Annotated in this window: 12 protein-coding genes; 6 read left to right on the top strand and 6 right to left on the bottom strand. The window is 66.8% G+C overall.

What is annotated here, in order from left to right; genetic code table 11:
* Positions 1–8: 8 nt before the first annotated feature.
* From hemE to MRBLST15_RS10050, 4 genes are all read right to left on the bottom strand, one after another.
* Positions 9–1091, bottom strand: a complete 1083-nt coding sequence (gene hemE / locus MRBLST15_RS10065) for a uroporphyrinogen decarboxylase (protein ID WP_265955254.1) — start codon at positions 1089–1091, stop codon at positions 9–11.
* Positions 1092–1119: 28 nt separating this feature from the next.
* Positions 1120–1359 carry a WGR domain-containing protein gene (locus tag MRBLST15_RS10060; RefSeq protein WP_099818886.1) on the bottom strand — a complete coding sequence of 80 codons (240 nt, stop codon included), beginning with the start codon at positions 1357–1359 and terminating at the stop codon, positions 1120–1122.
* A gap of 122 nt (positions 1360–1481) precedes the next feature.
* Entirely contained in the window at positions 1482–2594 is a 1113-nt protein-coding gene (gene aroB / locus MRBLST15_RS10055) for a 3-dehydroquinate synthase (RefSeq protein WP_367785817.1), read from the bottom strand.
* Positions 2591–3133 carry a shikimate kinase gene (locus MRBLST15_RS10050; protein WP_367785816.1) on the bottom strand — a complete coding sequence of 181 codons (543 nt, stop codon included), beginning with the start codon at positions 3131–3133 and terminating at the stop codon, positions 2591–2593. Before MRBLST15_RS10050 ends, aroB begins: the two co-directional genes overlap by 4 nt.
* Positions 3134–3231: 98 nt before the next feature.
* Between MRBLST15_RS10050 and MRBLST15_RS10045 the strand changes: the two genes are divergently transcribed.
* Positions 3232–3435: a dodecin family protein gene (locus MRBLST15_RS10045; RefSeq protein WP_049465447.1), complete on the top strand. Its 204-nt coding sequence runs from the start codon at positions 3232–3234 to the stop codon at positions 3433–3435.
* A gap of 6 nt (positions 3436–3441) precedes the next feature.
* Here the strand turns inward: MRBLST15_RS10045 and MRBLST15_RS10040 are convergent, their stop codons facing one another.
* Complete coding sequence (locus MRBLST15_RS10040) at positions 3442–4269, bottom strand: kinase (protein ID WP_312704435.1); 828 nt, start codon at positions 4267–4269, stop codon at positions 3442–3444.
* A 40-nt stretch (positions 4270–4309) separates the two neighbouring features.
* Here MRBLST15_RS10040 and pdxH point away from each other — a divergent pair, with 40 nt between their 5' ends.
* Complete coding sequence (gene pdxH, locus MRBLST15_RS10035) at positions 4310–4909, top strand: pyridoxamine 5'-phosphate oxidase (RefSeq protein WP_367785815.1); 600 nt, start codon at positions 4310–4312, stop codon at positions 4907–4909.
* Between the two features lie 141 nt (positions 4910–5050).
* Here pdxH and prpR read toward each other — a convergent pair whose 3' ends face one another.
* Positions 5051–6634: a propionate catabolism operon regulatory protein PrpR gene (prpR, locus tag MRBLST15_RS10030; RefSeq protein ID WP_367785814.1), complete on the bottom strand. Its 1584-nt coding sequence runs from the start codon at positions 6632–6634 to the stop codon at positions 5051–5053.
* A gap of 156 nt (positions 6635–6790) precedes the next feature.
* Between prpR and prpB the strand changes: the two genes are divergently transcribed.
* The 4 genes from prpB (at position 6791) to prpF (ending at position 12835) form a co-directional block, all read left to right on the top strand.
* On the top strand, positions 6791–7684 hold the full coding sequence (prpB, locus tag MRBLST15_RS10025; protein WP_265953142.1) for a methylisocitrate lyase: 894 nt from the start codon (positions 6791–6793) through the stop codon (positions 7682–7684).
* Between the two features lie 35 nt (positions 7685–7719).
* Positions 7720–8877: a bifunctional 2-methylcitrate synthase/citrate synthase gene (gene prpC, locus MRBLST15_RS10020; RefSeq protein ID WP_089236472.1), complete on the top strand. Its 1158-nt coding sequence runs from the start codon at positions 7720–7722 to the stop codon at positions 8875–8877.
* 109 nt (positions 8878–8986) lie between these two features.
* Positions 8987–11605, top strand: a complete 2619-nt coding sequence (gene acnD / locus MRBLST15_RS10015; protein WP_265953130.1) for a Fe/S-dependent 2-methylisocitrate dehydratase AcnD — start codon at positions 8987–8989, stop codon at positions 11603–11605.
* Positions 11606–11656: 51 nt separating this feature from the next.
* Positions 11657–12835, top strand: coding sequence for a 2-methylaconitate cis-trans isomerase PrpF (gene prpF, locus MRBLST15_RS10010; RefSeq protein ID WP_312704432.1), 1179 nt, complete (start codon positions 11657–11659; stop codon positions 12833–12835).
* Positions 12836–12841 lie beyond the last annotated feature (6 nt).

The raw sequence follows: 12841 nt of genomic DNA, 5'->3' as shown, positions 1-12841 counted from the left end.
CGGGATGCTCAGCGTTGGCTGTGTGCGTGCACCGCGTCGACCAGCACCTGTACATGGGCCGGGTCCATGTCCGGCGACATGCCGTGGCCGAGGTTGAACACATGGCCCTCGCGCGAACCACCGTTGCCGGCGGCATAGGTATCGAGCACGCGTGCGGCCGCGGCGGCGATCGCATCGGGCGAGGCGTACAGCGTGGTCGGGTCGAGGTTGCCCTGCAGGGCGACGCGGCCACCGGTGCGGCGCAGTGCTTCATCCAGGTCCAGCGTCCAGTCCAGGCCGAGCGCATCGGCGCCGGTCTGTGACAGCGCTTCCAGGTGCAGGCCGGTGCCCTTGCCGAACAGGATCAGCGGCGTGCGCTCGCTGCCTTCGCCGCGCTCCAGGCATTCGGCGATGCGCTGCAGATAGCGCAGCGAGAACTCGCGGTACATCGCCGGCGACAGCACGCCGCCCCAGGTGTCGAACACCTGCAGGGCCTGCGCACCGGCTGCGCGCTGCGCGCCGAGATAGGCGATCACCGCGTCGGTGGTCACTTCCAGCAGGCGGTGCAGGGCCTGCGGATGATTCAGCGCCATCGCCTTGATGCGCGCGAAATCCTTGCTGCCGCCGCCTTCGACCATGTAACAGGCCAGTGTCCACGGGCTGCCGGAAAAACCGATCAGCGGCACCTGGCCGTCCAGCTCGCGGCGGATCAGGCGCACCGCGTCCATCACGTAGCCCAGGTCCTGTTCCATGTCCGGCACCGCCAGCCTGGCAATGGCCGCTTCATCGCGCACCGGGTGGCGGAACTTCGGGCCTTCGCCTTCGACGAAGTACAGCTCCAGGCCCATTGCATCGGGAATGGTGAGGATGTCCGAGAACAGGATGGCCGCGTCCAGCGGGAAGCGGCGCAGCGGCTGCAGGGTGACTTCGCAGGCGATCTCCGGGTTCTTGGCCATGGCCAGGAAGCTGCCGGCCTTGGCCCGGGTGGCGCGATATTCCGGCAGGTAGCGGCCGGCCTGGCGCATCAGCCAGACGGGGGTGCAGTCCACCGGTTCGCGGCGCAGGGCGCGCAGCAGGCGATCGTTGCGGAGAGGGCTGGTCACAGTGGGCATTCCTTGGGCGAAAAGGGCAGCGGCGCAGTCAGTCGCCGTGCGAAAGAATCTGGAAGCCCCGATGCAGTTCTGCATCGCGGGCCTTCTCGTAGGCGTGGCGGGCTTCGTCGGCCTTGAGGTACAGCTCGCGCCGCAGCTGCGAACGGGCGCCGACGCGGCCGGATTCGCGCAGCAGCTCCCAGCCGCCGAACAGGTCCGGGACCAGGGTCAGGCGCAGGAAGCGCGGTGCCTGGGCACCGTCGGCGGGTTGTTGCAGGTGGACGTGCATGGCGTCGATTGTAGCGGGGGTGGTGTGACCCCTGCCGCAACGCGGTAGTGCCGGCCGCTGGCCGGCAACCTCATGAAACCTCCCCGGTTGCGCCGGGCCATGCCCGCCGAACGCGCAAGCGGTCAGCCTGCCCCCAGCACCTTTAGTACCGCCGCTTCATCCACGTCCGGCACCACTTCGGCACGGCCGATGCCACGCCACAGCACCAGGCGCAGGCGGCCGGCCACGTTCTTCTTGTCCAGGCGCATGCGGCCGAGCAGGGCCTGCGGGTCCAGCCCGGCGGGGATTGCCACCGGCAGGCCAAGCTGTTCAAGCAGCGCCTGCAGGCGCACCCGGTCGGCGTCGTCGGCCAGGCCCAGGTGGGTGGAGAGGCGGGCCGCCAGCACCATGCCCACCGCTACGGCCTCACCGTGGTTGAGCGCATCGCGCCCTGGTGCGGCGTAGCCCTGTTCGGTTTCGATGGCGTGGCCGAAGGTGTGACCGAGGTTGAGCAGGGCGCGCTCGCCCTTCTCGAAGGGATCGCGCTCGACGATCGCCGCCTTGTGCCGGCAGCTGCGGGCGATGGCCTCGGCGATCACGGCATCCTCGCCGGCCACCAGTGCGTCGGCATGCTGCTGCAGCCATTCGAAGAACAGCGCATCACCCAGCGCACCGTACTTGACCACTTCGGCCAGGCCGGCGCGCAGTTCACGCGGCGGCAGGGTGGCCAGCACGCGGGTATCGGCGATCACCGCACGCGGCGGATGGAACGCGCCGACCAGATTCTTGCCGGCCGGGATATCCACGGCGGTCTTGCCGCCCACCGAGGAGTCGACCATCGCCAGCAGCGTGGTCGGCAGCTGCACGCAGTCGACGCCGCGCATCCAGCAGGCCGCGGCAAAGCCGGCGAGATCACCGACCACACCGCCACCGAGGGCGAACACGCAGGCATCGCGGGTCGCGCCGAGCGCGGCCAGTGCCTCGATGACTGCACCGAACTCCGCCAGGGTCTTGGAGGCTTCGCCGGCAGCCAGTACATGCTCACCCACGATCAGCTCCGGTCGTGCGGCCAGCAGGGTCTGTTTGACGGCATCCAGATAGCGCGGCGCAACCTCGCTGTCGCTGACCAGCAGCACATGGCGGCCACGAACATGGCTGGCCAGCGCGGAACCTTCGGCCTGGGCGCCGGCGCCGATGGTGATGGAATAGGGGCGGTCGCCGCCAACGGCGACCTGCAGCAGGGCAGGGGAAGTCATGCAGTGGGGTCCTGTCGCTGCCAGTGCGTGGCCAGCTTGAGCACAAGCTGGGCGGTCGCATCGGCTGCGGTAAACGGGTCGGTATCAAGGGTGACATCGGCCAGCTCGCGATACAGCGGGTCGCGATGCGCGGCCAGGTCATGCAGTACCTGTTCCCGGTCCGGCCGCTGCAGCAGGGGGCGCGCCTTGTCGCGTGACAGGCGCTCCAGCTGGGCCGCGACGCTGACCCGCAGGTAGACGACAAAGCCACGCCGGGCGATCAGGGCGCGATTGTCGGGGTCGAGCACGGCACCACCGCCGGTGGACACCAGCTGGCCACGGCCGGCCAGCACCTGTGCCAGCGCCTGGCGCTCATGGGCGCGGAAGCCGGCCTCGCCGGAATGCTCGAAGATCGTGGGGATGCTGGCCCCGGCCGCGTCGACGATGGCCTGGTCGACGTCGACGAAGTCCAGCGTGAAGCGCTCGGCGAGGCGGCGGCCGATGCAGGTTTTACCGGCGCCCATGGGGCCGATCAGGATCAGGTTCGGAGCGGGATTCATGCCCTCTGATGCTAACACCTCCGTGCCTTGGCCTTTACGTTCTTCACGTCAGGGTGGAGGTTCCTGCGGGGTTTCCCGCGCCTGACGGAGTGTCTGCCATGTCGGTTGCCAAGGTCATCGAAATCAATGCGTCCTCGCCCAAGAGCGTGGAGGACGCGGTGCGCAGCGGATTGAAGAAGGTGTCCGGGACGGTCAAGGGCATCCAGGGCGCCTGGATCAATGAGACCAAGGTGGTCACCGACGGCAACGGTGAGATCACCGAATGGCGGGTGAACCTGCGGATCACCTTCCTGGTGGAGTGAACCTGCTCAGCGCAGCGCCTGTACCTGGCGCTGTGCGTCCAGCACCACCATCCGGTCGGCAATGGCCGGCAGCGCACGCAATGCCTGCCGGCTGACCCGCTCGTAGTACTGCACGAAGCGCTCCAGCTGCGGCCGGCTCATGCCGTGCCGGCCCGGCTGGGCCGCTTGCAGATTCTGCTCCTGCTGCCAGCGCCAACGCGGCACCACCGAGAAATCCGGGGGCTGCAGGAACCACAGGCGATCACAGCGCTGCCACAGCGCCGGATAGTCGCGGGCCAGCGCCTGGTTGCACCAGCGCCGCCAGCGGCCATCGGCATCGGCCTCGCGCTCGAGTGCGTTGAGGGGAGGGGCCAGTTCGGCCTCGTCCTGCGCGGGAGTGCCGAGGAACCAGCCCTCGAATACCAGCAGGTCCAGCGGCTTTTCGAGCTGCTGCCACTGCGCTTCGGGCAAGCGCTCGTCGGCCAGTTTGTCGAAGCGGGGCAGGGCCAGCGGCTGTCGTGCGGCCACTGCATCCAGTACCGCGTGCGCCAGTGGCAGGTCGTGGGTGCCTGGCGGGCCACGGGTGATCAACAACGGATGCACCTGCCGGGCCAGGCGCTGGCGCTGCGCACGGGTCAGGTAGACATCGTCGATGGAGAGCGTCGCAGCGTTCAGGCCACGGGCTTGGGCACGGGCGACCACCTGCGCGGCCAGCGTCGATTTGCCGCTCCCCTGCAGACCGCTGATCGCCAATACTGGAACGGCTGTACTGCTGCCCAGCGCGTCATCCAGCGCCTGCTCGACCACTGTCTCGGGGAATCCTTTCACCTGGGGCATGTACGCAGCAGCGACCATGCCGCCACAATAGCCCAAACCGTGTGAGAAGAATGCTGTCATGAGCGACCTGTACGCCGAAGCCCTGTCGACCTTTGCCGCCCTGTTCGAAGAAGCGAAACAGAGCCGCGAGGTGGAGCCCAATGCGATGACCGTAGCCACTGCCGATACACAGGGCCGGCCGTCGGCGCGCACCGTATTGCTGAAGGCGTTCGACGAGCGCGGCTTCGTGTTCTACACCCACCTGGACAGTCACAAGGGCCGCGAGCTGCAGGCCAATCCGAAGGCGGCGCTGCTGTTCCTGTGGCGCAGCCTGCGCGAGGCCGGCATCCAGGTGCGCATCGAGGGGCGCGTGGAGCAGGTGGCCGATGCCGAGGCAGATGCCTATTTCGCCAGCCGTCCGCGCATGAGCCAGATCGGTGCGTGGGCGTCGCTGCAGTCGAAGACCTTGAACACGCGCGAGGAGTTCGACGCGCGCGTGGCCGAGGTCGAGGCACGTTTCGACGGCAAGGACGTGCCGCGTCCGGACGGATGGAGTGGTCTGCGGGTGGTGCCTGACCGTATCGAATTCTGGTACGGCGCGCAGTTCCGCCTGCACGAGCGCTGGTGCTATGAAGCCGGTGCCGAAGGGCGCTGGAGCAAGCGTCTGCTGTACCCGTAAGGCGTAGTGATGATGCGCGTGTGGCCGATGAACTGCTGGTGTAGCGTCTCGCGATGCCAGTAGATCCACGCCATGCGTGGATGAGGTGCTTGACGGAAAAACGGTGCGAACCAAGGTTCGCACCCACCAGGCAATAGGCGGTTACAACCCTTCCGCGCGCAGCCACCGCCACAGCGTGGTGCGCGATACGCCCAGCGCCTGCGCCATGCCTTCGCGGTCATTACGGTGTTCCTGCAGCAGCGCCTCCAACTGCGCACGCGGCGGTCGCTTGCCGTTGCTTTCCACCGGTAGTGCCGCGATGCCTTCGTTCACCAGCTCCGGTGCCAGCTGCAGCAGTCGCGCGGCATCGATCAACCCTTCACCCGGCTGCCAGTGGATGCGCAGCCGATCGACCAGATTGCGCAGTTCGCGCACATTGCCTGGCCAATCGGCAGCGCCGAGCAGGGCCAGCGCTTCTGCATCCAGCGGTGCATCGATGCCGCGCAGTTCGCGGAAGAAGTGCGTGGTCAGCAGCGGGATATCGCTGCGACGCGCGCGCAGAGTGGGCAACGCGATGCGCAACGCGGCCAGCCGGTAATACAGATCGCGACGGAAGCTGCCAGCCGCCGCGCGCTGTTCCAGCGATTGCAGGGTGGCGGCTACCACGCGCAGGTCGACGGGCGTCGGTTCGGTTGCACCGACGCGCAGCACCTCACGTTCTTCCAGCACGCGCAGCAGGCGGGTCTGCAACGGCAGCGGCAGTTCACCGATCTCATCCAGGAACAACGTACCGCCATCGGCGGCCTCGACCAGGCCAACGCGACCACCACGCCGCGCACCGGTGAAGGCGCCATCGCTGTAGCCGAACAGCTCCGCCTCCAGCAGCGATTCGCTGATCGCGCCGCAGTTCAGTGCGACGAAGCGCCCCCGCCGGCCGCTGGCCGCATGCAGCTGCCGCGCTACCAGTTCCTTGCCGGTGCCGGTCTCGCCGGTGACCAGTACAGTGCTGTCGTGCGGGGCGTATAGCGCGATCTGTGCGCGCACATCGGCCATCGCGTTGCTGTCGCCGAGCAGCGCATGCGCATCGGCGCGCGGTGTGGCCCGTCGGCGCGTAGCCGGGCGCGCGTCCGCCGATCGTGCCAGGGTCTGGGTCAGTTCCAGCGCGTGCTCGAAGGCCTGCCGCACCGAATCGGCCGAGTACAGCAGCACGCCCGGCAGGCCTGCCTGCTCGGCATGGTCGATGGCCATGCCGGTGCCGACGATCACTTCGATGCCGTTGGCGCGCAGGTCGGCGATGCAATCGCGGGCGTCTTCGCGGGTGACGAAGCGGCGATGCTCGATGTCCAGGCCGAAGCTCTGCTGGAAACTGCTGAACACCGGCACGTCGCTGGCGTGGGTAACCAACCCGATGCGCGGGGCGATGCGGCGCGCCCGTGCCAGCGCTTCCATCAGATCGAAACCGTTGGCCTGGATCGGCACCAGCGGCAGGTCCAGGCGGCCGCGCAGCCAGGCCGCGTTGGAGCCGCCGGCGATCACCACATCACAGTGCTCGCGGCGCAGGCGCTGGCCGATCACGTCCACTGCTTCCTCGAAGCCAAGGTTGATCTGCTCGATGCGTGCGCGGCGGTCGAATTCGGGAATGACGTCGCCCAACAGGCCGGTCAGGCGCGAGACGCTGACGGTCCAGATCACCGGCCGGCCGGGGTCGGCTTCGGCGTGGCGCAGGGGCGAGCGGGGCAGGTACATGGTGCGGGGATCGGGTGTGGCGATGTTTCATGATACATCTGTTTCAATGTTTCATATGTTTCACCGGCGCTGGGCGGTCATGCCTGTGAAATCAATCGCTTGCAGGTTGGCATGGTGCTTGCGCTTACCTCCCTGTCCTTCAACCTGGATCGCCGCATGACCGCTTCCACCCACTTCTCCGCTGGTGCCCGCTTCCGCGAGGCGCTGGCTGCCGAATCGCCGCTACAGGTGATCGGCGCGATCAACGCCAACCATGCGCTGCTGGCCAAGCGCGCGGGTTTCCGTGCCATCTACCTGTCCGGCGGCGGCGTTGCTGCCGGCTCGCTGGGCCTGCCGGACCTGGGCATCAACACCCTGGAAGACGTGCTGGTGGACGTGCGCCGCATCACCGATGTCTGCGACCTGCCGCTGATGGTCGACATCGACACCGGCTTCGGCCCCAGCGCGTTCAACATCGCGCGCACCGTGAAGTCGCTGATCAAGGCTGGCGCGGCCGCCTGCCATATCGAAGACCAGGTCGGCGCCAAGCGCTGCGGTCATCGCCCGGGCAAGGAGATCGTCTCGCAGGGTGAAATGGTCGACCGCGTGAAGGCGGCTGCCGATGCCAAGACCGATCCGGACTTCTTCCTGATCGCACGCACCGATGCCATCCAGGTAGACGGTGTGGACAAGGCCATCGAGCGCGCCATCGCCTGTGTTGAAGCCGGTGCCGACGGCATCTTCGCTGAAGCCGCCTACGACCTGGAGACCTACCGCCGCTTCGTTGATGCGGTGAAGGTGCCGGTGCTGGCCAACATCACTGAATTCGGCGCGACCCCGCTGTTCAGCCGCGACGAGCTGGCCTCGGCCGGCGTGGCGATCCAGCTGTTCCCGCTGTCGGCGTTCCGCGCCGCCAACAAGGCGGCCGAGAACGTCTACCAGACGGTCCGCCGCGAAGGCCACCAGCGCAACCTGATCGACAGCATGCAGACCCGCGAGGAGCTGTATGACCGTATCGGCTACCACGCCTTCGAGCAGCAGCTCGATGCGCTGTTCGCCGCCAAGAAATAAGCAGTACCCTGCACCATCAAGTTTCGGAGGGAAACATGAACGATACGACCGCAACCCCGACCTTCAAGCCGAAGAAGTCCGTCGCCCTGTCCGGCACCGCCGCCGGCAACACCGCGCTGTGCAGCGTCGGCCGCAGTGGCAACGATCTGCATTACCGCGGCTACGACATCCTGGACCTGGCCAATACCAGCGAGTTCGAGGAAATCGCCTACCTTCTGGTGCACGGCAAGCTGCCGACCCGCGCCGAGCTGGTCTCGTACAAGGCCAAGCTGAAGTCGCTGCGTGGCATTCCGGCTGCGGTGAAGGCTGCGCTGGAAGAGCTGCCGCCGTCGGCGCACCCGATGGACGTGATGCGCACCGGCGTGTCCGTGCTCGGCTGCGTGTCGCCGGAGAAGGACGACCACAACCATCCGGGCGCACGTGACATCGCCGACAAGCTGATGGCCTGCCTGGGCTCGATGCTGCTGTACTGGTACCACTGGAGCCACAACGGTCGCGCGATCGACGTGGAAACCGACGATGACTCCATCGGTGGCCACTTCCTGCACCTGCTGCACGGCGAGAAGCCGCAGGATTCGTGGGTGAAGGCGATGCACACTTCGCTGATCCTGTATGCCGAGCACGAGTTCAACGCCTCGACCTTCGCCTGCCGCGTCATCGCCGGCACCGGCAGCGACATGTACAGCGCGATCTGCGGTGGCATCGGTGCACTGCGCGGCCCCAAGCACGGCGGCGCCAACGAAGTGGCGTTCGAAGTGCAGAAGCGCTATGACAATCCGGACGAAGCCGAGGAAGACATCAAGGCCCGCGTCGAGCGCAAGGAAGTAGTGATAGGTTTCGGCCACCCGGTCTACACCGTGTCCGATCCGCGCAACAAGGTGATCAAGGACGTCGCCCGCGAACTGTCCGAAGAGCAGTCGAGCCTGAAGATGTACGACATCGCCGAGCGCCTGGAAACGGTGATGTGGGACATCAAGAAGATGTTCCCGAACCTCGACTGGTTCAGCGCCGTCAGCTATCACATGATGGGCGTGCCGACCGCGATGTTCACTCCGTTGTTCGTGATCGCCCGCACCGCCGGCTGGAGCGCGCACATCGTCGAGCAGCGCATCGACGGCAAGATCATCCGCCCGAGCGCCAACTATATCGGCCCGGAAGATCGCGAGTTCGTGGCCATCGACAAGCGTTCCTGATCATCGCCACCGTTCCACTGCTGCATGCATCCGGCCGGCCTCGTGCCGGCCGGACGTTTTCGCCGCCGCATCGCCGGCACCCGGCCCGCCTCAAGCATTCCGCCAGCCCATGAATATCGACTATCGCAAGAACCTCCCCGGCGCCTCGCTGGACTACTTCGACGCGCGCGCCGCGGTCGATGCCATCCAGCCTGGTGCCTATGCCACGCTGCCGTACGTTTCGCGCGTGCTGGCCGAAAACCTGGTGCGTCGCTGCGACCCGACCACGCTGACCGACTCGCTGAAGCAGCTGATCGAGCGCCGTCGCGACCTGGACTTCCCGTGGTTCCCGGCGCGCGTGGTGTGCCATGACATCCTCGGCCAGACCGCGCTGGTCGACCTCGCTGGCCTGCGTGATGCGATCGCCGACAAGGGCGGTGACCCGGCCAAGGTCAATCCGGTGGTGCCGGTGCAGCTGATCGTCGATCACTCGCTGGCGGTGGAGTGCGGTGGTTTCGATCCGCAGGCGTTCGAGAAGAACCGCGCCATCGAGGATCGCCGCAATGAAGACCGCTTCCACTTCATCGACTGGACCAAGCTGGCCTTCGAGAACGTGGACGTGATTCCGCCGGGCAACGGCATCATGCATCAGATCAACCTGGAGAAGATGTCGCCGGTGATCTACGTGCAGGACGGCGTAGCCTTCCCCGATACCTGCGTGGGCACCGACAGCCACACCCCGCACGTGGACGCGCTGGGCGTGATCGCCATCGGCGTGGGCGGCCTGGAAGCGGAGAACGTGATGCTGGGCCGCGCGTCGTGGATGCGCCTGCCGGACATCATCGGCGTTGAGCTGACCGGCAAGCCGCAGCCGGACATCACCGCCACCGACGTGGTGCTGGCCCTGACCGAGTTCCTGCGCAAGGAACGCGTGGTTGGCGCCTGGCTTGAGTTCTTCGGCGAAGGTGCCGCCGCACTGACCATCGGTGATCGCGCCACCATCTCCAACATGTGCCCCGAATACGGCGCCACCGCCGCGATGTTCTACATCGATGGGCAGACGCTTGATTACCTGCGCCTGACCGGTCGCGAGGAAACGCAGGTCGCACTGGTCGAAAACTACGCGCGCAGCACCGGCCTGTGGGCCGATGACCTGGCCACCGCGGAGTACGAGCGCGTGCTGCGCTTCGATCTGTCGACAGTGGTGCGCAACATGGCCGGCCCGAGCAATCCGCATCGCCGCCTGCCGGTATCGGAACTGGTCGAGCGTGGCATCGCCGATGCCGCCAAGCTTGAGGCCGGCAAGGCCGAACAGGCACAGGGTCTGATGCCTGACGGCGCGGTGATCATCGCCGCCATCACCAGCTGCACCAATACTTCCAACCCACGCAACGTGATCGCTGCAGCGCTGCTGGCGCGCAAGGCGAACGAGCGCGGCCTGCTGCGCAAGCCGTGGGTGAAGTCGTCGCTGGCGCCGGGTTCGAAGGCCGTGCAGCTGTACCTTGAGGAATCCGGCCTGCTGCCGGACCTGGAGAAGCTGGGCTTCGGCATCGTCGCCTTCGCCTGCACCACCTGTAATGGCATGAGCGGCGCGCTGGATCCGAAGATCCAGCAGGAAATCATCGATCGCGACCTTTACGCCACCGCGGTGCTGTCGGGCAACCGCAACTTCGACGGCCGCATCCATCCGTATGCCAAGCAGGCTTTCCTCGCCTCGCCACCGCTGGTGATCGCCTACGCCATCGCCGGCACCATCCGCTTCGACATCGAAAAGGATGTGCTGGGCGTGGACACCGACGGCAACGAGGTGCGCCTGAAGGACATCTGGCCGAGCGACGCCGAAATCGACGCGGTGGTGAAGGCTGCAGTGAAGCCGGAGCAGTTCCGCAGCGTCTACAACCCGATGTTCAACGTGCGCGTGGAGCACGCTGCAAAGGTCAGTCCGCTGTACGACTGGCGCGCGCAGAGCACCTACATCCGCCGTCCGCCCTACTGGGAGGGCGCACTGGCCGGTGAGCGCACGCTGGTGGGCATGCGTGCGCTGGCGGTGCTGCCGGACAACATCACCACCGACCACCTGTCGCCGTCCAACGCGATCCTGGCCTCGAGCGCTGCCGGTGAGTACCTGGCGAAGATGGGCCTGCCGGAAGAGGACTTCAATTCCTACGCCACCCACCGCGGCGACCACCTGACCGCGCAGCGTGCCACCTTCGCCAACCCGAAGCTGTTCAACGAAATGGTGCGCAACGAAGACGGCAGCGTGAAGCAGGGCTCGCTGGCGCGCGTGGAGCCGGAAGGCAAGGTCATGCGCATGTGGGAAGCGATCGAGACCTACATGGAGCGCAAGCAGCCGCTGATCATCATCGCCGGTGCCGACTACGGCCAGGGCAGCTCGCGTGACTGGGCCGCCAAGGGTGTGCGCTTGGCGGGTGTGGAGGCCATCGTTGCCGAAGGCTTCGAACGCATCCACCGTACCAACCTGATCGGCATGGGCGTGCTGCCGCTGGAGTTCAAGCCGGGCACCACTCGCCTGACCCTGGGCATCGACGGCACCGAGACCTTCGATGTGATCGGTGAGCGTACGCCACGCGCTGAGCTGAGCGTGGTGATCCATCGTCGTGATGGACAGGACGTGATCGTACCGGTGACCTGCCGCCTGGACAGCGACGAGGAAGTGGCGATCTACGAGGCAGGTGGCGTGCTGCAGCGCTTCGCCCAGGACTTCCTGGAAGGCGCCAAGGTGGCGTGAGACATCCGACGGCCCGGAAACGGGCCGTCTTTCATTGCAAGGAACCGATCCATGGCATTTCTCCCGCAACTCCGTATCCCCGCCACCTACATGCGTGGCGGCACCAGCAAGGGCGTGTTCTTCCGCCTGCAGGACCTGCCCGAAGCCGCGCAGACGCCGGGCGCCGCGCGCGATGCGCTGCTGATGCGCGTGATCGGTTCGCCCGACCCGTATGGCAAGCAGACCGACGGCATGGGCGGCGCGACGTCCAGCACCAGCAAGTGCGTGATCATTTCCACCGCGTCGGTGCCGGACCACGACGTGGATTACCTGTATGGCCAGGTATCGATCGACACGGCATTCGTGGACTGGAGCGGCAACTGCGGCAATCTCAGCACTGCCGTCGGCCCGTTTGCGATCGCCAACGGGCTGATCGATCCGGCGCGGGTGCCGCGCGATGGCCTGTGCACCGTGCGCATCTGGCAGGCCAACATCGGCAAGACCATCATCGCCCACGTGCCTATGTGCAATGGCGAAGTGCAGGAGATCGGCGATTTCGAACTGGATGGCGTGACCTTCCCGGCGGCCGAGATCCAGCTGGAGTTCCTCGATCCGTCCGACGATGGTGATGCTGGTGCGATGTTCCCCACCGGTAACCTGGTCGACACGCTGGACGTGCCGGGCGTGGGCAGTTTCGAGGTGACGATGATCACCGCCGGCATCCCGACCATCTTCCTCAGTGCTGCCGACCTCGGTTACACCGGCACCGAGCTGCAGCCGGCGATCAATGAAGACAAGGCGGCGCTGGAGCGCTTCGAGAAGATCCGTGCCCATGGCGCCTTGCGCATGGGCCTGATCCAGACGCTGGAAGATGCGGCCACCCGCCAGCACACACCGAAGGTGGCTTTCGTTGCCCCCGCGCAGGACTACGTCTCGTCCAGCGGCAAGGCGATTGCAGCGGCGGACATCGATCTGCATGCGCGCGCGCTGTCGATGGGCAAGCTGCACCACGCGATGATGGGCACCGCTGCCGTGGCGATCGGTACCGCAGCGGCCATCCCCGGCACGCTGGTCAATCGTGCGGCCGGTGGCGGTGAGCGCGAGGCTGTTACCTTCGGGCATCCGTCGGGCACCTTGCGCGTGGGTGCGCAGGCGGCACGCGTTGACGGCCAGTGGACGGTGTCCAAGGCCATCATGAGCCGCAGCGCCCGCGTACTGATGGAAGGCAAGGTGCGGGTGCCAGCCGAGTGATGGGCT

The organism is Stenotrophomonas sp. LST15-1-1.1, from assembly GCF_040815575.1.
GTDB classification, from domain to species: domain Bacteria; phylum Pseudomonadota; class Gammaproteobacteria; order Xanthomonadales; family Xanthomonadaceae; genus Stenotrophomonas; species Stenotrophomonas lactitubi_B.
This window is presented reverse-complemented; position numbering and strand designations above follow the sequence as displayed.